General features: G+C 67.3%; 18 protein-coding genes. 3 read left to right on the top strand and 15 right to left on the bottom strand.

The genetic code is table 11. The features are described 5' to 3' along the window. Positions 1–1286: ABC transporter permease (locus tag C666_RS02560; RefSeq protein ID WP_004333339.1), on the bottom strand; the 1286-nt coding region annotated here is incomplete at its 3' end. Positions 1287–1332: 46 nt separating this feature from the next. Then, positions 1333–2010, bottom strand: coding sequence for an ABC transporter ATP-binding protein (locus C666_RS02555; RefSeq protein ID WP_004333338.1), 678 nt, complete (start codon positions 2008–2010; stop codon positions 1333–1335). Positions 2011–2182: 172 nt separating this feature from the next. On the opposite strand from C666_RS02555, the gene hpnC reads away from it, so the two are divergent. The 3 genes from hpnC to hpnE are packed head-to-tail and all read left to right on the top strand — an operon-like array spanning position 2183 to position 5173. Further along, positions 2183–3016 (top strand): squalene synthase HpnC, encoded by an 834-nt coding sequence (gene hpnC, locus C666_RS02550; RefSeq protein WP_004333336.1) that lies wholly within the window; start codon positions 2183–2185, stop codon positions 3014–3016. After that, entirely contained in the window at positions 3013–3846 is an 834-nt protein-coding gene (gene hpnD / locus C666_RS02545; protein ID WP_004333334.1) for a presqualene diphosphate synthase HpnD, read from the top strand. Before hpnC ends, hpnD begins: the two co-directional genes overlap by 4 nt. Positions 3847–3850: 4 nt before the next feature. Beyond that, positions 3851–5173 carry a hydroxysqualene dehydroxylase HpnE gene (hpnE, locus tag C666_RS02540; RefSeq protein ID WP_004333332.1) on the top strand — a complete coding sequence of 441 codons (1323 nt, stop codon included), beginning with the start codon at positions 3851–3853 and terminating at the stop codon, positions 5171–5173. Here hpnE and C666_RS02535 read toward each other — a convergent pair. The 13 genes from C666_RS02535 to ispC form a co-directional block, all read right to left on the bottom strand. Beyond that, a complete protein-coding gene (locus tag C666_RS02535) occupies positions 5170–6321 on the bottom strand; it encodes a M14 family metallopeptidase (RefSeq protein WP_004333330.1) in 1152 nt (383 codons plus the stop codon). The genes hpnE and C666_RS02535 overlap by 4 nt on opposite strands. 5 nt (positions 6322–6326) lie before the next feature. Further along, complete coding sequence (gene yaaA, locus C666_RS02530) at positions 6327–7112, bottom strand: peroxide stress protein YaaA (protein ID WP_004333328.1); 786 nt, start codon at positions 7110–7112, stop codon at positions 6327–6329. Positions 7113–7171: 59 nt separating this feature from the next. Further along, entirely contained in the window at positions 7172–7651 is a 480-nt protein-coding gene (locus C666_RS02525; RefSeq protein ID WP_004333325.1) for a hypothetical protein, read from the bottom strand. A gap of 157 nt (positions 7652–7808) precedes the next feature. Further along, positions 7809–8594, bottom strand: a complete 786-nt coding sequence (locus C666_RS02520; protein ID WP_004333323.1) for a TrmH family RNA methyltransferase — start codon at positions 8592–8594, stop codon at positions 7809–7811. Beyond that, complete coding sequence (gene rnhB / locus C666_RS02515) at positions 8594–9214, bottom strand: ribonuclease HII (protein ID WP_004333321.1); 621 nt, start codon at positions 9212–9214, stop codon at positions 8594–8596. Before rnhB ends, C666_RS02520 begins: the two co-directional genes overlap by 1 nt. Next, positions 9211–10362, bottom strand: coding sequence for a lipid-A-disaccharide synthase (lpxB, locus tag C666_RS02510; RefSeq protein WP_004333319.1), 1152 nt, complete (start codon positions 10360–10362; stop codon positions 9211–9213). Before lpxB ends, rnhB begins: the two co-directional genes overlap by 4 nt. A gap of 15 nt (positions 10363–10377) precedes the next feature. Then, positions 10378–11148 carry an acyl-ACP--UDP-N-acetylglucosamine O-acyltransferase gene (gene lpxA, locus C666_RS02505; protein WP_004333317.1) on the bottom strand — a complete coding sequence of 257 codons (771 nt, stop codon included), beginning with the start codon at positions 11146–11148 and terminating at the stop codon, positions 10378–10380. Then, positions 11145–11579 carry a 3-hydroxyacyl-ACP dehydratase FabZ gene (gene fabZ / locus C666_RS02500; RefSeq protein WP_028792224.1) on the bottom strand — a complete coding sequence of 145 codons (435 nt, stop codon included), beginning with the start codon at positions 11577–11579 and terminating at the stop codon, positions 11145–11147. Before fabZ ends, lpxA begins: the two co-directional genes overlap by 4 nt. Positions 11580–11617: 38 nt before the next feature. Then, positions 11618–12622: a UDP-3-O-(3-hydroxymyristoyl)glucosamine N-acyltransferase gene (gene lpxD / locus C666_RS02495; protein WP_004333313.1), complete on the bottom strand. Its 1005-nt coding sequence runs from the start codon at positions 12620–12622 to the stop codon at positions 11618–11620. Positions 12623–12634: 12 nt separating this feature from the next. Next, a complete protein-coding gene (locus C666_RS02490) occupies positions 12635–13135 on the bottom strand; it encodes an OmpH/Skp family outer membrane protein (RefSeq protein ID WP_028792225.1) in 501 nt (166 codons plus the stop codon). Between the two features lie 35 nt (positions 13136–13170). Beyond that, the gene (gene bamA, locus C666_RS02485) at positions 13171–15522 is read right to left on the bottom strand and encodes an outer membrane protein assembly factor BamA (protein WP_004333310.1); all 2352 of its coding nucleotides are present in this window, start codon (positions 15520–15522) and stop codon (positions 13171–13173) included. An 8-nt stretch (positions 15523–15530) separates the two neighbouring features. Then, entirely contained in the window at positions 15531–16895 is a 1365-nt protein-coding gene (gene rseP, locus C666_RS02480; protein WP_004333308.1) for an RIP metalloprotease RseP, read from the bottom strand. Beyond that, a complete protein-coding gene (gene ispC, locus C666_RS02475) occupies positions 16892–18094 on the bottom strand; it encodes a 1-deoxy-D-xylulose-5-phosphate reductoisomerase (protein WP_004333307.1) in 1203 nt (400 codons plus the stop codon). The genes rseP and ispC overlap by 4 nt, the downstream gene beginning before the upstream one ends. Positions 18095–18132: the final 38 nt, after the last annotated feature.

Raw genomic sequence — 18132 nt, 5'->3', positions numbered from 1 at the left:
CCCCCCCCCGCCAGCGCGGCCAGTGCCAAGGCCAACGGCAGGCGCCCTTGCGCCCGGGGCAGGCCGGCATGCTGCGCCTCACCGGCCTTCAGCGCCCGCGCCGGCGCCACGCGCGAAGCCGCACGCGCCGGCAGCCAGGTACCGGCCACGCCAGCGGCGATGCCCAATGCCATATAGGCCACGGCAGGCACGGCATCGAACTGCAACTGGGGCTGGGTGCCGCGGAAGAACCCTGCCCCCAGGTCGCCGCCGACGAGCCTGAAGGCCAGCGCCGCCAGCGCGTGGCCAAGCGCCACCCCCAGCACGCCGCCCGCCAAGCCGACCACCGCCCCTTCGGCCAGAAGGCCGCGCAGCAGCGCGCGCCTTTCCATGCCCAGCGCACGCAGCAGCGCAAATTCGCGCCGCCGGCGCGCAACGGACAGTACCTGGGTGGAAAACACCAGAAAGCCTCCCGTGAGCAGCGCGATGGCAGCAAGCATGGTGAGATTGACGCGGTAGGCGCGCGACAGCGTACCGGCTTCGCTGGCCGCGGCTTCCGGCACGCGCAGCGCCAGCCCGGGCGGCAGCAGCGGCGACAAGGCCTGGCGCGCGGCTTCCGGGCTGATGCCGTCGGCCAGCTTGAGATCGATGCGGCTCAGCACGCCGATGCGCCCGAACGCTTGCTGGGCGCCGCCGATGTCCATCACCGCCAATTGGCCGCTGGCCAGCGGGAGCGTACCGGCGAACCGCAGCGCGAAGCTGCGCACGCCGGACTGCACCCTCAGTTCGCCATCCCTCAGCGCAGGCGCCGCCATCTCGCCATTATCCAGCGACATCGGCTTCTCCAGGCGGGCACGGGCGTCCTCGCAGAGGAACACGTTGCGCGGCTGCAGCGCGGCGAAGCGGGTATCCTCGCCGGCCAGCACGGCATCCGCGCGTGGCCGCAGCATGGGCTGCATGCGGGCGACGCGGAACAGATCGATGCCGAGGACTTCCAGCGTATCCTCCCGCCCCGGCAGGCGCGCGTCGATGCGCAGCACCGGACTGGCCACGGCCACCTCCGGGCGGTTGGCCAGCAAACCATAGACAGCCTCGTCGAAGCCATCGCGCGGCCCCACCAATTGCAGATCCGCCTCGCCGGAAAGCAAGCGCACACCCCGGCCGAACTCATCGATGGCGGCGCCGTGGATCAGTTGCACCGCCAGCCCCAGCGCCACGCCGAGGGCGATCGCCAGCAGCGACAGCGCGCTGGCCAGGCGGCGGCGCAGCAGGCTGGCGAGGAAAAGCCGCCGCAGCGTCTTGCTCACCGGTTTCCCCGCCCGGCAACGCCCGCGGGTGATCGGGCTGCGGCTTTCATGCGTGCTCCGTAATGTCCATCAGCCGCAGCTGGCCGAGTTCGAGCACGCGGTCCGCGCGCTGCGCCGCCATGCGCGAATGCGTGACCAGCACGCCGGCCGCGCCGCTGGCACGGAGCTGATCCAGCAGCAGATCGAGCACCTCGTTCGCACGGGCGGGATCGAGGTTGCCGGTGGGCTCGTCGGCCAGCACCAGGCGCGGGCCATGGACCAGGGCACGTGCGATCGCCACGCGCTGCAGTTCGCCGCCCGACAAGGTGTGCGGCGCATCGTCGGCACGCCCGTGCAGCCCGACGCGCGCGAGCATGGAACGGGCGCGCTCGTCCGCCCGGCGGTCGTCCTGCTTCAGCAGCCACAGCGGCAGCGCCACGTTCTGCGCCAGCGTCAGGTGCGGCAGGATATGGAAGGCCTGGAACACGAAGCCGTAGGCTTCGCGCCGCAGCCGCGCCATTGCGTCGTCGTCCAGCCCGTCGATGCGCCGCCCGCCGACTTCGATGTGCCCGCCATCGAGCGGCTCCAGCCCCGCCAGGCAATTGAGCAGCGTCGACTTTCCCACCCCCGATTCGCCGACGATGGCTACGCACTCGCCACCGGCGACCTGGAGCTCCAGGTCGTCGAACAGGACGCGCGGCGAGGTGCCGGGCAGGGTCTTGCGCAAGGCGCGGGCTTCGAGCATGAGCGGGCCTGGGAAGGGCGGAAAAGTGCAATTGTGTCATCACGCGCGCCGATCCGCCGCCCCGTACGAAGGCCCCGATCCGGGAGCCGCGGCGATTCGCGTATATACTCCGCCCGCCGAGCCGCGCGGGGCCGCCCGCCTTCCGCGTGGGACTGCATCTTCTCCGCCAGGCATGCCGGTCGACCACTACGAAAACTTTCCTGTCGCTTCGCTGCTGCTGCCGCCGCGCCTGCGCGAGCCGGTCGAGGCGATCTATGCCTTTGCGCGCAGCGCCGACGACGTGGCCGACGAGGGCGACGCGCCGGCCGTCGCGCGGCTCGCCCGCCTGCACGACTACCGCCAGGCGCTGGAAGCCTGCGCGCGCGGCGATGCCGTGTCCGACCGCAGCCTGGCGCCGATGTTCGAACGGCTCGGGCGCGCGATCGCGGCCCATGCGCTGCCGCTCCAACCCTTCCGCGACTTGCTCGACGCCTTCGCCCAGGACGTGGGCAAGACGCGCTACTGCGATTTTCCCGAGCTGCACGACTACTGCCGGCGCTCCGCCGATCCGGTCGGTCGCCTGATGCTGCACCTGTACGCGGCCGCCACCCCCGACAAGCTTCGCCGCGCGGACGCCATCTGCACCAGCCTGCAGTTGATCAACTTCTGGCAGGACGTGGCGATCGACTGGCAGAAACGGCGCATCTACCTGCCGCAGGACGACATGGCGCGCTTCGGCGTCACCGAGGATGACATCGAAGCCGGCCGCTGCGACGAGCGCTGGCGGGCGCTGATGGCCTTCGAGGTGCAACGTGCCCGCGCCATGATGGCCGACGGCGCGCCACTCGCCCTCGCCCTGCCCGGCCGCATCGGCTGGGAACTGCGCCTGATCGTGCTCGGCGGCCTGCGCATCCTGGAACGCATCGAGGCCGCCGGCTACGACGTCTTCCGTCACCGGCCCCGGCTTGCAAGACGCGACTGGCTGCTTCTGGCCTGGCGCGCCCTGAACCATCGGAACATCGCATGAATCCGCACGACTACTGTCAGGACAAGGCCGCCAGGAGCGGCTCCAGCTTCTACTACAGCTTCATGTTCCTGCCGCCCGAACGGCGCCGGGCGATCACCGCCCTGTACGCCTTCTGTCGCGAGGTGGACGACGTCGTCGACGAATGCCACGATCCATCGCTGGCCCAGGCCAAGCTCGAATGGTGGCGCAAGGAAGTGGCCTGCGCCTGGGCCGGCAATCCGACCCATCCGGTCGGCCATGCGCTGAAGGACGTGCTGGCCCGCTTCGCGCTGCCGCAGGAGCAATTGCTGGAGATCATCGACGGCATGGCCATGGACCTGTCGCAGACGCGCTATCTCGACTTCAAGGGCCTGCAGCTCTACTGCTACCGGGTGGCCAGCGTGGTCGGCCTGCTCGCGGCCGAAATCTTCGGCTACCAGGACCGCCAGACGCTGAAGTACGCCCACGATCTCGGACTGGCCTTCCAGCTCACCAACATCATCCGCGACGTCGGCGAGGATGCGCGCCGCGGCCGCATCTACTTGCCGATCGATGACCTGCAGCGCTTCGGCGTGCCGGCCAAGGACATCCTCGAAGCACGCCATTCAGCGGCCTTCCGCGACCTGATGGCCTTCCAGGCCGAGCGCGCGGAAGCCTTCTACGACCAGGCTTTCGCGCAATTGCCGCGCGTCGACCGCAAGTCGCAGCGCCCCGGCCTGGTGATGGCGGCCATCTATCGCACGCTGCTGCGCGAGATCGCCGCCGACGGCTTCCAGGTGCTGGACCGCCGCACCTCGCTGACGCCGCTGCGCAAGGTCTGGCTGGCCGGCACCACCTGGTTCAGGGGCTGAGGCCATGGGCGTGCCCGTCGTCGCGGTGATCGGCGCCGGCTATGCCGGCCTCGCCTGCGCCGTCGAGCTGGCGCGCGCCGGCGTGCATGTGACGGTGTTCGAGCGCTCGCACACGCTGGGCGGCCGCGCGCGGGTGGTGCACAAGGACCACCACTGGCGCGTCGACAACGGCCAGCACATCCTCATCGGCGCCTACACCGAACTGACGCGGCTGCTGCGCGCCACCGGGTGTTCGCCCAAGCAGCTCGCCCATCTGCCGCTGACCCTTCACGTCCCCGGCAGGCTGAAGCTGAAAGCCGCCGCGCTGCCGACGCCTTTCCATCTCGCCGTCGGCCTGTTGCGTGCCGAAGGCCTGGACTGGGCAGACCGGCTGGCGATGCTGCGCCTGATGCGCTGGCTCCGCAAACGGGATTTCCGCCTGCCGCCCGACATGACGGTGACGGCGATGCTACGCGCGACACGGCAGACGCCGGCGCTGGCCGAACTGGTGTGGATTCCCCTGTGCGTGGCCGCGCTGAACACACCGGCCGACGAAGCCTCGGCGCAGGTGTTCGCCAAAGTGCTGCGCGACAGCCTTGCGGCCTCGGCCAGCGATAGCGAGCTGCTGATCCCGCGCGTCGACCTGTCCGAGCTGTTTCCGGTGCCGGCCGCACGCTATCTGGCCACGCGGCGCGGCAAGCTGCGCACCGGCAACGCGATCGACTCCATCCAGCCGGTCGAAGGCGGCTTCCGCCTCGAAGGTGATCCCGGCACCCAACCCTGGCCGCAGGTGGTCGTCGCCACCGCGCCTTACCATGCCAGCGCACTGCTCGCGTCCACAGGCCACTGCGACCGCCTCGCCGCGCAGATCGACGCCCTGCCGCACGAGCCGATCGTGTCGGTGTACCTCGCGCTGGGCAAGGGCCAGAAACTGCCCGAGCCGATGATCGGCCTGGTCGGCGGTAATGCCGCCAACCCGGCGCAATGGGCTTTCGACCGCGGACAACTGGGCGGGCCGGAAGGCTTGGTCGCCTGCGTCATCAGCGCCAGCGGGCCGCACGAGGCGCTTGCCCGCGACGAACTGATCCTGGCCGTCCATGCCCAGCTCGAACGCCAGTTGGGCCGCAGGCTGCCCGCGCCGGAATGGTCACAGGTCATCGTCGAGAAGCGCGCCACCATCGCCTGCCGCCCCGGCATCTTCCGCCCCGGCATGCGCACCCCGCTGCACGGCCTGTGGCTGGCGGGAGACTATCTTGACTCGCCCTATCCGGCCACGCTCGAATCCGCCGTGCGCTCGGGCACGGCCTGCGCCTCCGCCATCCTGGCCGATCTGGGCCGCGGCGCCTAGCCCTCCGCGGTGTCCTCCGCCAGATGGCGCAGGATGGGGTCGAGCATCGCCGCGCCGAGGCGCTTGCTGCGCGCGCCGTTCCAGCCGGTCCGGGCGTCGGGCAGATTGGCGTTGTCCTTGAAGGGCATTTCCAGCGTCAACGATACGCAGCCGAAATGGTTGGCCACCCATTTGCTGGCGAGTGTCAGCAGTTCTTCGCCGAAGCGGCCGGGCGTGTAGCCTTCCCTGGTCTGGAAGTCGGGCGCAGCGGCGGCGAAGGCCTCGATGAAGCGCGCCTGCCGCTGCGCCGCGCGGGCGGTGAAGCCGGGCACCTCTTCGGCGGTCGAGAAGAACACGTAGGGCAGCGCCTCGTCGCCGTGGATGTCGAGGAACAGATCGCAGCCCGTGCGCTGCATTTCCTCGCGCACCAGGAAGACTTCCGGGCTGGCGGTGAGATCCGGCTCGCGCCATTCGCGATTGAGGTTGCGCCCCGCCGCGTTGGTACGCAGGTTGCCACGCACCGCACCGTCCGGGTTCATGTTGGGCACGATGTGGAACAGCGCCTGCTCGCGCAGGCTGCGCGCCACGGCATCGGCGGGGTCGAGCAGGCGTTCGAGCAAGCCTTCGACGAACCACTCGGCCATGGTCTCGCCGGGGTGCTGGCGGGCGATGATCCACACCGGGCGGCGGGCGCGGAGCGCGGACGGCCCGGCTTGCCCGACGATGACGAGATCGAGGTCGCGGCCATCGACGGTGGCGCCGAGGTTGCGCACGCGGGCGAAGGGCGAGGTTTCGGCGCGCGCCAGCAGATCGAGATGGCGTTCGTGCGAATACGGTTCGAAGTAGGCGTAATAGATGCTGTCGCGCTCGGGCGTGTGCTCGACGATCAAGCGTCCGTCTTCGTAGCGCGTGTCCGCGACGCGGAACCAGTTCCGGCGGTCGTACGAGGCCACGCAGCGATAGCCGGGCCAGCCGTCCGCATAGGCGGCCTGCGCGGCATTCTCGAACACCATGCGCACTGCCCTGCCCGCCGCGTCCATCAGGCGGAAATGGAACCACTGCCGGAAATTCGCCGCGTTGTCCGCCCGCAAGCGCAGCCGGATGTTCTGCGGCGCATCGAGGTCGAGCACCTCGATCGCCCCGGAGTCGAAGCACGAACTGATGCGCATCACACTCACTCCTCGCGGCGGCGGAACACCAGGCGGTCGGCCTCGGAAACCTCGGCGGCAAAGGCATAGCCCTCGGCGCAGAAGCCCTTCACTCCGTCGACGTCGTCGATGCGGTTCTGGATCAGGTAGCGGCTCATCAAGCCGCGTGCGCGCTTGGCATAGAAGCTGACGATCTTGTAGCGCCCTCCCTTCCAGTCCTCGAAGGCCGCGCTGACCAATCGGCCCTTGAGCTTGCCGGGCTTGACCGACTTGAAGTATTCGTCGGAGGCGAGGTTGAACAGGATCGGCGCGCGCCCGGCATCTTCCTCGACGGCGAGCAGGCGGTTGAGCTCGTCGGTGATGCGCTCGCCCCAAAAGGCATACAGGTTCTTGCCGCGGGCGTTTTCGAGGCGGGTACCCATCTCCAGGCGGTAGGGCTGCATGAGGTCGAGCGGGCGCAGCACGCCGTACAGGCCCGACAGGATGCGCAGGTGGTCCTGCGCCCAGTCGAGCTCGTCCTGGGTCAGGCTGGAGGCACCCAGCCCTTCATACACATCGCCGTCGAAGGCGAGCACCGCCTGCTTGGCATTGTCCGGCGAGAACGGCCGCGACCACTGCGCATAGCGCGCGACGTTGAGGCTCGCGAGCGCATCCGACAGCGACATCAGCGCTGCGATCTGCGCCGGCGAATAGGCCTGCAGGATGTCGATGAGTTCGGCGGATTGGTCGAGGAAGCCGGGCTGGGTAAAGACCGGGGTGGCCGGCGGCGTTTCGTAGTCAAGCGCCTTGGCGGGAGAAATGACGAAGATCATGGGGAGTGAGGTGCGCGCGCGCGTGCCAACGAGGAAGGCCCCATGTTAGCAAACGGGGGCTACATCACCGCGCGCAACTGGCTCGTCAGTTCGTCGACACGCTTGAGGCCGGTCCGGTTCTCGGTGATCGAGGCGCGCCATTCGTCGAACAGCGCCTCCAGGTCGGCACGTTGCTGCGAGCCCTCGATGCGCTTTATCAGGCCAAGCTTGCTGTAATTGCCATGGAAGGCGCGCAAGGTGTTGATCATGAAGTTGCGCGCCTTCTGCAGGTTCTGGGATGCGTCCTCGCTGTGGGACGCCGGGGGCGCGGACGCATCCCTTGCCGTAGCCCCGGTCTCGCGGGCGGCCGTGATGAAGCCTGCATCCCGTAGCTGAGCAAGGCTGGCATCGAGTTCGCCGTCGCCCGACAGCGTGCGCAGCGCCTCGTGCGAACGCAATCCGTCGATCAGGATCAGCACGCGCCGTGCGCGCTGGCCAATCGCTCCGCTGCGATTGGCGATCTCGCCCGCGCCTCTAGGTGTCTTGGTGTAGATCGTCATTCCTCGTCTCCTCGGCACATGCGGCTTTCTGCCGTCTAATTGCCTCGCTTTGGGTCCGGATCATGCCATCGAGATATGTCGCGAACAAATGCCGGCGACAGCATCAGGCGCCGGTGATACGCCTGTCAATCTCCGGCCTGGGGAAAACGTGACGCAATTAACGCGTGCGCTGCCGGGCCTGCTCGAACAGGCAGATTGCCACGGCTGCCGCGACGTTGAGCGATTCGATGTCGCCCGCCATCGGGATGACGACACGTTCGGATGCGCGCGCGAGCAGCGCGGGAGACAGGCCCTGCCCTTCGGCGCCGAACAGCCACGCGACCGGACGCTCGAGATCGATGTCGTACAGGCTGCGTGCATCCGCTGCCAGCGCCGTGGCCAATACCGCACCGGGGAAGCCCTGCAGCGCTTGCAGCACGTCGGCCCGCTCGCGGATGCTCAAGCCGAAGTGCGCCCCCATGCCGGCGCGCAATACGCGCGGCGACCAGGCACCGGCGCAGCCGTCGGTGAGCAGTACATCACGCACGCCCGCCGCTGCCGCCGTCCGCAGGATGGTGCCGAGGTTGCCGGGGTCCTGCACCGCATCGAGCACCACCACGCAGCGCGACAACACCGCAGGCGGCGGCTCGGGCGGCAGGTCGATGATGGCCACCAGACCCGAAGGCGTGTCGACCGGACTGACATGGGCGAACAGCGCATCGGGCAAGCGATAGCACGGCACCTCGGCCGGACAGCGCGCGAGCAGGTTGCGGACCTCGGCGCTGGCAAGGCTGCTTTCGGCGACGACGACGCCTTTCAATGGCCATTGGCGAAGCAGCGCGGCATCCAGCAGATGCGCACCGTCGAGCAGCGACTCGCCGAACTTGCGCCGCTCGCGCGACGAGGCCGAAAGCGCATGCAGGCGCTTGACCAGCGGATTGTCACGGGAGCTGATCGGCTTCATCACGCACGCGTGGCGGGGTCGAGCAGGCGCCGGACGGGAGCGAAGCTGCGGCGGTAGAAATCGGCCACGCCGTGTTCCTGCAGTGCCCGCAAATGGGCTGCGGTGGGATAGCCCTTGTGCGCGGCGAGCCCGTATTGCGGCCATTGCGCATCGAGCACGCGCATGGTCTCGTCACGAGCCGTCTTGGCCAGGATGGATGCAGCCGAGATCGCCGCCTCGGTGGCATCGCCCTTGACGATGGCACGCGCGGGGTATGGCAGCGGCGGGCAGCGGTTGCCGTCGACCAGCACTTCGCCCGGCGCGATGCCAAGCCCTTCGACCGCGCGCTGCATGGCGAGCATGGTTGCGTGCAGGATATTGAGGCGGTCGATTTCCGCAGCGCTGGCTTCGGCTACAGCCCAGGCCAGCGCGCGTTCGCGAATCAGCGGTGCCAGACGTTCGCGCGTGCGTTCGCTGAGCTTCTTGGAGTCGGCAAGGCCGTCGATGGGCCGCGCCGGGTCGAGGATGACGGCCGCCGCGACGACCGGCCCGCACAAAGGCCCCCGTCCGGCTTCGTCGACACCACACACGAGTGCCAGCCCCTCGTCCTGCGCCGCGTGCATGAACAGGTCCGGCATCATGCCGCCCCACCGCCCAGATAGGGCAGGATGGCCTCGGCCGCCTTTTGCGCGGTGTCCTGGCGCAAGGCGAGGTGCAGTTCGGTGAAACGGAATTCGAGTGCGGCACAGCGGTCAGCATCGCCCAGCCAGTCTTCCAGCGCGGCCGCGAGCCTGTCGGGCGTGGCTTCGTCCTGCAGCAGCTCGGGAACCAGGCTTTCGTTGCACAGGATGTTCGGCAGTCCCACCCACGGGAGGTAGGCCATGCGTTTCATCAGCCGGTACTGCCAGTCGCCGATGCGATAGGTGATCACCATCGGCCGCTTCAGCAATGCGGCCTCGAGGCTGGCCGTGCCGCTTGCCACCAGTACTGCGTCGGCAGCGGTCATGGCCTCGACCGCATGGCCGAAGAGCATCCGGATGGGCAGCTCCGTGGCCTGCTTGCGGTGCAGCGCTTCCTCGAAGATCGCGCGTGTCTCGCGCGTCGCGAGCGGCACCAGGAAGACCAGCGCGGGGTCGCGTTCGAGCATGCGGCAGGCGGTCGCGATGTAGGTGTCGGCGAGGTTTCGCACTTCGGACTGCCGGCTGCCCGGCAGCATTGCCACCACGCGGCGATCATGGCCCAGGCCGAGCAGCGCGCGCGCCGCTGCACGGTCGGGGCACAACGGAAAAACGTCAGCGAGCGGGTGGCCGACGTAGCTGACGGGCACGCCGGCACGCTCGTAGAGTTCCGATTCGAACGGGAACAGGCACAGCATGCGGCTGACCGAGCGCGCGATGCGCTTGATGCGCCCCCCACGCCAGGCCCAGATGGACGGGCTGACGAAGTGGATGGCGGGAATGCCCGCCTCCTTGGTCTTGCCTTCCAGCCACAGGTTGAAGTCGGGCGCGTCGACGCCGATGAAGGCCGCCGGGCGCTCCTTGCGGATCTGCGCGAGCAGGCTGCGGCGGATGCCCGACAGCTCGCGATAGCGCTTGAGCGCGTCGACATAGCCATGCACGGCCAGCAGTTCGCAAGGCCAGCGCACATCGAAGCCTTCGGCCTGCATCTTCGGGCCGCCGATGCCGAAGAACTGGGCATCGGGCAAGTGCTGGCGAATGGCGCGGATCAGGTGGCTGGCAAGCAGGTCGCCGGAAGCTTCTCCGGCGACCATCGCGATGCGGATGGTCATGGCTGAGGGCGGGACTCAGCGGACGATGCCGCGGCCGGAATCGCTTATGAAATCGGAGAGCAAGGCAACCTCCGCCTGCCCGGCTGCGATCTCGGCAATCTGCTGGCGCGCCTCGTCGAGCGTGAGGCCGGCGCGGTACAGCGCACGGTAGGCGCGCTTGATCGCCGCGATGCCCTCGCTGCCGTAGCCGCGGCGCTTGAGGCCTTCGCTGTTGATGCCGTGCGGCTTCGCCGGATTGCCGGCCACGGTGACGAAGGGCGGTAGATCCTGCAGCAGCACCGTGCCGACGCCGCAAAAGCTGTGCGCGCCGACGCGGCAGAACTGGTGCACGCCGGTAAAGCCGCCCAGGATCGCCCAGTCGCCGACATGCACATGACCCGCCAGCGTTGCGTTGTTGGCGAAGATCGTATGGTTCCCAACCTGGCAGTCGTGCGCCACATGCACGTAGGCCATGATCCAGTTGTCGTCGCCGATGCGGGTGACACGGGCATCCTGGCTGGTGCCGACGTTGAACGAGCAGTATTCGCGGACGGTGTTGCGGTCGCCGATCTCGAGGCGGGTCGGTTCGTCGTCGTACTTCTTGTCCTGCGGTTTGGCGCCGAGCGAGCAGAACTGGAATATCTCGTTGTCGCGGCCGATACGGGTATGGCCTTCGATGACCACATGCGGCCCGATCCGGGTGCCCTCGCCGATCTCGACATGCTCGCCGATGATCGAATAGGCCCCGATCGAGACGCGCTCGCCGAGCAGGGCGCCGGGGTGGACGATGGCGGTCGGGTGGATCATAGGGTCTTCAGGGCACACATCAGGTCGGCTTCGGTCGCAATCTCGCCATCGACGCGCGCGACCCCCTTGTACTTGTAGATGTTCCGCTTGCTCTGCGTGATCTCGACCTCGAAGATCAACTGGTCGCCCGGCACCACCGGACGCTTGAAGCGCACGTTGTCGATGCCGGCGAAATACACGACCGAGTTTTCGTCGGGTTTCACGCCCATGCTCTTGAACGACAGCACGGCCGCGGCCTGCGCCATGGCCTCGACGATCAGCACGCCGGGCATCACCGGGTGATGGGGGAAGTGGCCGGGGAAGAAGGGTTCATTCACCGTCACATTCTTGAGCGCGATGACGCGCTTGCCTTCTTCCAGCTCCAGTACGCGGTCGATGAGCAGGAAAGGATAGCGGTGCGGCAGATACTCGATGATCTCGTTGATGTTCATCATGTGGATTAGCCCGGTTGACGGCCGTCGACGCCGCCTTATTGGTTTTCGAGGGCGCGGACGCGCCCGACAAGCGCATCGAGATGCCGCAGATGGGCAAAGTTGCGCACCCACTCGGCGTGAGGCTGCAGCGGCAGGCTCGCGGTATAGACGCCGGGCCGCGTGATCGATTTGCTGACGAGTGTGCCGGCGGAAACGACGACATCGTCGCATATCGACAAATGGCCGATGATGCCCGCCTGACCGCCGATCATGCAGCGCGCGCCGATCACGGTGCTGCCGGCGATGCCGACGCAGCCCGCGATCGCGGTATTTTCGCCGATGCGCACGTTGTGTGCGATCTGGATCTGGTTGTCGAGCTTGCAGCCGTCGCCGATCGAGGTGTCGTCGAGCGCGCCGCGGTCGATCGTGGTATTGGCGCCGATCTCAACTTCGTTGCCGATCACGACCCGGCCGACCTGCGGAATCTTCACCCAGCGCCCGTCCTTCTCGCGCGCAAAGCCGAAGCCGTCGCTGCCGACGACCACGCCGGAATGGATGATGCAGTCTTCACCGAGGACGCAGCCGTGCTGGATCGTGACCCTGGCCGCGAGCCGGGTGCCGCGCCCGATGCGGGCGCCGCGCCCGATGTGGCAGCCCGGCCCGACGACGACGTCCTCGCCGATCTCCACATCCTCTTCGATGGATGCGCCCGCACCGACCTCGACCGAGGGGGGCAGCGGCGAAGCGACCGCGGCAAGCAGGTGGATGCCCGCGCGCGGTGGCGGCGGCGGGTTGAAGAGCTGGACGACGCGGGCGAAATACAGGTAAGGATCGTGCGTGACGATGCCACTGCGCCCGTTCAGCAGTGCCCGGGCATCAGGCGCGACGATGATCGCCGACGCTCCGCTGCCCTGCAGCCGCGACAGGTACTTCCGATTGGCGAGGAAGGCGAGGTCCCCCTCCTCCGCCTGGTCCAGCGTCGCGACCCGGCGGACGAGCACGGCAGGATCGCCCGACACTTCGCCTCCCAGCCGCGCGACCAGTTCGTCGAGACGGAACATGCGGCGGCTGGCTTACTTGGCGTCGGACAGGGCCTTGATGACCTTGTCGGTGATGTCGATGCGTGGATTCGCGTACACCGCTTCCTGGAAGATGATGTCGTAGTTCTCTTTCTCGGCGATGTCCTTGACCGAACGGTTCGCCTTGTCGAGCACGGAAGCAAGCTCCTCGTTGCGGCGCTGGTTCAGGTCTTCACGGAACTCGCGCTGCTTGCGCTGGAAATCGCGGTTGAGATCGTTCATCGCACGCTCCTTGTTGCGGCGATCGCTCTCGGCCAGCGTCGTGCTGTCGCGCTCGAGTTCTTCCTGCATGGTCTTCAGGTCACGTGCCATGCGTTGCAGCTCCTGGTCGCGCTTCTCGAATTCCTTCTCCAGGCGCTGCTGGGCACGCACCGCCGGCGCGGCCTCGCGCATGACGCGGTCGGAGTTGACGAAGCCGATCTTGGTATCGGCGACAGCGGCCTGGGACATGCCGATCAGCGCAGCGGCCACCAGGGAGAGGGTACTAACTTTCACTTATGCCTCCGAATGAAACTTGTTTGGCGCAGCGTTCAGAACACGCTGCCGAGCTGGAACTGGAAACGCTGGATCTCGTCGTCCTTTTCTTTCTTGAGCGGGTGGCCGAAGCTGAACTTCAGCGGCCCGATCGGCGAACTCCAGGCGAACGAAAGGCCCGTACTGTAGCGCAGGTCGTCGAAGCGCATCTTCTGCTCCTTACCGGGCTGGTCGGGGTCTTCGCCCCACACATAACCCGCATCGAAGAAGGCCGAGATGCGGAACGAGCGGTCGGTGCCCGAGCCCGGCATCGGGAAGAAGAACTCGGCGTTGGTCACCAGCTTGCGGGTACCGCCGGTCGAGGTGATATCGCCGTCGGTATCCGTGAACTTCGGCCCCAGCGTCCCCTGATCGAAGCCGCGCACCGAGCCGATGCCGCCGACATAGTAGTTCTTGTAGAAAGGCACTTCCTTGCCGCCGAAACCTTTGGCGTAGCCGAGGTCGGCATTGAGCATCAGCGCATAGTCGCGCCCGATCGGGAACCAGTGCTGGTATTGGTAGCCCAGCTTGGCGTAGCGCAGGTCTCCCACCGGCACGGTGACTTCGCCATACACGCGCTGGTAAACGCCCTTGCGCGGATAGATGAGGCTGTCGCGATTGTCACGCGACCAGCCGACCGAGAGCAGCAGGCTGCTGACGCTGACTTCGCCGACGCCATCGACCGCCTCGGAGCCGCTGCAGCCGAAATCCTTGCAGAAGTCCTTGTACAGGCGCGGACTATCCACGTAAGTGGTGATCTTGGTGTGGTCCGCCGTCAGGCCGAAGTTGATCTGGTCGTCCTCGGCGATCGGCCACCCCAGGCGCAGGCCTGCGCCGGTCGATACCGTCTTGTACGGCGACAAGGTGTCATAGTCGGTCGGATCGTAGGTACGGTGGTACAGATCCCAGCCGAGGCTGACGCCATCGACGGTGTAATAGGGATTGGTGAAGGACAGCGACAGCGTGCGGCTCGACTTGCTGGTGTTGAGGCCCAGGCTGAGCGCGTTGCCGCTGCCGAACAGGTTCTGCTGCGAGATCGATGCGGACAGCACGATGCTCTCGGAGCTCGAGAAGCCCGCGCCGAGCATCAGGTTGCCGGTCGGGCGCTCCTTGACGGAGAAATTCACGTCGACCTGATCGGTCGTGCCCGGCACGGGCGGCGTCTCGACATTGACCTCGTCGAAATAGCCGAGGCGGTCGATGCGCGTCTTCGAGCGGTTGATGGCGTCGGCGTCGTACCAGCCGCCTTCCATCTGGCGCATCTCGCGGCGCACGACCTCGTCTCGCGTCTTGGTATTGCCGCCCACGTTGATGCGGCGGACGTAGACGCGGCGGCCCGGATCGACGAAGACCGTGAATGCGACTTCGCGCTTGTCCTTGTCCACCTCGGGCGCGGCATTCACGTTGGCGAAGGCATAACCCTCGTTGCCCAGGCGGTCGGTGACGGCCTTGGTGGTTTCGGTGAGCCTCTCGCGGGAGAAGGTATCGCCCGGGCGCAGCGTGGTCAGCGCCAGATATTCGGACTCGGGAATGATCAGGTCGCCGGTGTAGCGCACGCCGGTGACCTTGTACTGTTCGCCCTCGGTGATGTTCACCGTGATGTAGATGTCTTTCTTGTCCGGCGTGATCGAAACCTGGGTGGAATCGATATTGAAATCGAGATAGCCCTGGTTCAGGTAGAAGGAGCGCAGGGTTTCGAGGTCGGCCGACAGCTTCTGACGGGAATACTGGTCGTTCTTGGTGTACCAAGTCAGCCAGCCCGGCGTGGTCAGTTGCATCTGCTCGAGCAGGTCGTCCTCTTCGAAAGCCTTGGCGCCGATGATGCTGATCTGGCGGATCTTGGCGACGTCGCCCTCATCGACGTTGAAGTTGATGCCGACGCGGTTGCGCTCGAGCGGCGTCACGGTGGTGGTGACCTGCGCGGAATACTTGCCGCGCGACAGGTACTGCCGCTTGAGCTCCTGTTCGGCGCGTTCGAGCAGCGAACGGTCGAAGATGCGCGACTCGGCGAGCCCCACTTCCCGCAGGCCCTTCTTCAGCGCGTCCTTGTCGAACTCCTTGACGCCGACGAAATCGATCTGCGCGATCGCCGGGCGCTCATCGACCGCCACGACGATCACGTCGCCCTCGGTTTCGATCCTGACGTCGCTGAAGAAACCCGTCGCGAACAGCGCGCGGATGGCCTCGGCGGCCTGAGCCTCGTCGAAGCGTTCGCCTACCCGCACCGGCAAGTAGTTGAACACCGTACCCGCCTCGGTACGCTGGATGCCCTCGACCCGGATGTCCTTGACCACGAATGGTTCGAATGCGAACGCCGGCGCAGCGGCAAATAGGGCCATGATGAGCCCGGGCAAGAGCTTGCGATTCATGCAGGTGTTCAGCCGGAAATTAGACGGTTGATGTCGTTGTAGAAGGCGAAGGCCATGAGCATCGCCAGAAGAACGAGACCGATCTGCTGACCGATCTCCATGACGCGCTCCGGAATCGGACCGCCTTTGATGATTTCGACCGTATAGTACAACAAGTGCCCCCCATCAAGCACCGGGATCGGAAGCAGGTTCAATACCCCCAGACTGATGCTGATGAGCGCCACGAACTTGAGGTAATGGTCGAGTCCGAGCTGCGCGGTCTGGCCCGCGTAATCGGCGATCGTGACCGGGCCGGAAAGGTTCTTCCACGACACCTCGCCGGTAAACATGCGGCCGATCATCTGCAGGCTCAGGACGCTCGTTTCCCAGGTCTGGCGCACCGCCTTGGCCAGGCCCTCGCCCACGCCGTAGCGCACCTCGGCGAACATCGACAGCCCGCCCTGCATGGGTTCGGCCACGCCGACGCCGATGCGCCCGATGCGCGCCCCGCCCTCGGCGACCTCCTCGGGAACGATATCGAGCGCGAGGCGCTCCCCGCCGCGCACCACGTCGAAACGCAGACTGCGCCCCGCCGCATCCCGCACGCGGGCGACCAGTTCGCCCCACGACCCGATCGGCGCGCCTTCGATCGCGACGACCTCGTCGCCGCTGAGCATGCCGGCACGCGCCGCGGCGCTTTCGTCCGCCACCCTGCCGATGATGGCGGGAATCACGGGGCGCCAGGGCTCCAGGCCGATGCGAACGATCAGATCCCGCTCCCCGTCGTCGATCGGCACGCCCGCGAGGTTCAGCTTGCGAAAGCCTTCGGCCTCTTCCAGCGTCCGCACATGGAGCACGACTTCACGCTTGTCGAGCGCATGGCGCAGCAGCACCCAGCGCAACTCCTGCCACGAGCGAACCGGCTCGCCATCCACCGCGAGCACGAGATCGCCATCGCGCACGCCCGCGGCCTGGGCGATGTCCGGCGTGGCGGACAAAGCCACGCGCGGGCGGAGTTCGTCGCTTCCGGCCACGAACAAGCCCCAGTAGAGCGCGACGGCGAGCAGCAGATTGGCGATCGGCCCCGCGGCGACGATGGCGAAGCGGCGATAGACGCTCTGGCGGTTGAAGGCCCGGTGCAGCTCTTCCGCCGGAACCGGGCTTTCGCGCTCGTCAAGCATCTTGACGTAGCCCCCCAGCGGAAAGGCGGCCAGCGCCCATTCGGTGCCGTCCCGCCCTGCCCTGCGCGACACGAGCGGCTTGCCGAAACCGATGGAAAAGCGCAGCACCTTGACGCCACACCAGCGTGCGACGAGGTAGTGCCCCAGTTCGTGCACCAGGATCAGCAGCCCCAGCGCGAGGACGAAGGGTACGAGATAGTTGAGCAGGTTCATCGAGCCGCCGATAGTTTGCGAATTTCCGCGCGTGCCAGACCGCGCGCCTGTGCGTCGGCGGCAAGCACCGCGTCCAGCGAATCGACCTCGAAGCCGGCACAGCGTTCCAGGCAGGGTTCGATCACGCGCGCGATGTCGAGAAAACCGATGCGCCGTTCGAGGAAGGCCTCGACGGCCTCTTCGTTGGCTGCGTTGAGCGTGGCGGGCGCGGCACCGCCAGCGCGCAGTGCCGCGAAGGCAAGCGCCAGGCAGGGGAATCGATCCAGGTCCGGGCGTTCGAAATCGAGATGGGCGACATCGAACAAGTCGAGTGAACGCACCCCGGCGTCGATGCGCTCCGGCCAGGCCATCGCATGTGCGATCGGGGTGCGCATGTCTGGATTGCCGAGCTGCGCGATGACCGAGCCATCGATGTACTCGACCATCGAATGGATCACGCTCTGGCGATGCACGACCACCTCGATGATCTCGGCCGGCGCACCGAACAACCAGTGGGCCTCGATCACTTCCAGGCCCTTGTTCATCATCGTCGCGGAATCGACCGAGATCTTGCGCCCCATGACCCAGTTGGGGTGGGCGCAGGCCTGCTCGGGCGTGACCGATGCCAGCGTCTCCAGCGGGCTTGCGCGGAAAGGGCCGCCCGAGGCGGTCAACAGGATTCTGCGCACGCCCGACGGCGCCGGGTTGCGCGCATATGCGGCGGGCAGCGCCTGAAAGACGGCGTTGTGCTCGCTGTCGATCGGCAGCAGGACCGCGCCGCTTTCCGCCACCGCGTCCATGAACAGGCGCCCGGACAGCACCAGCGCCTCCTTGTTCGCCAGCAGGACCTTCTTGCCCGCACGCGCAGCGGCGAGCGCGGGGCCAAGCCCCGCGGCGCCGACGATGGCCGCCATGACCATGTCGACATCGCCGGCGGCGGCAATCTCCTCGAGCGCCGCACTGCCGCACAGGACCTCGGTCCGGCTGCCCGCCGCATGCAGCGCGGCACGCAACCGGGCCGCGGCGTCGGCATCGACCATCACGGCAAAGCGCGGAGCAAAGCGCAGCACCTGTTCGAGCAGCTTGTCATCCTGGCGTTGTGCGCTGAGGGCGAAGACGGAAAAGCGATCGGGATGGCGGGCAACCACGTCGAGCGTGCTCTGGCCAATCGAACCGGTCGCCCCCAGGACGGTGATGCGCTGGATGGCGTGTTGGGACATTGTCTTCAGTGGAGCGTGATCGAGGAAAGGAAACGGAG

Origin of the sequence: Thauera linaloolentis 47Lol = DSM 12138 (genome assembly GCF_000310205.1) — a bacterium.
In the GTDB taxonomy this organism is placed as follows: Bacteria; Pseudomonadota; Gammaproteobacteria; order Burkholderiales; family Rhodocyclaceae; genus Thauera; species Thauera linaloolentis.
The sequence above is the reverse complement of the archived record's forward strand: the minus strand, read 5'-3'. Positions and strand labels throughout refer to the sequence as shown.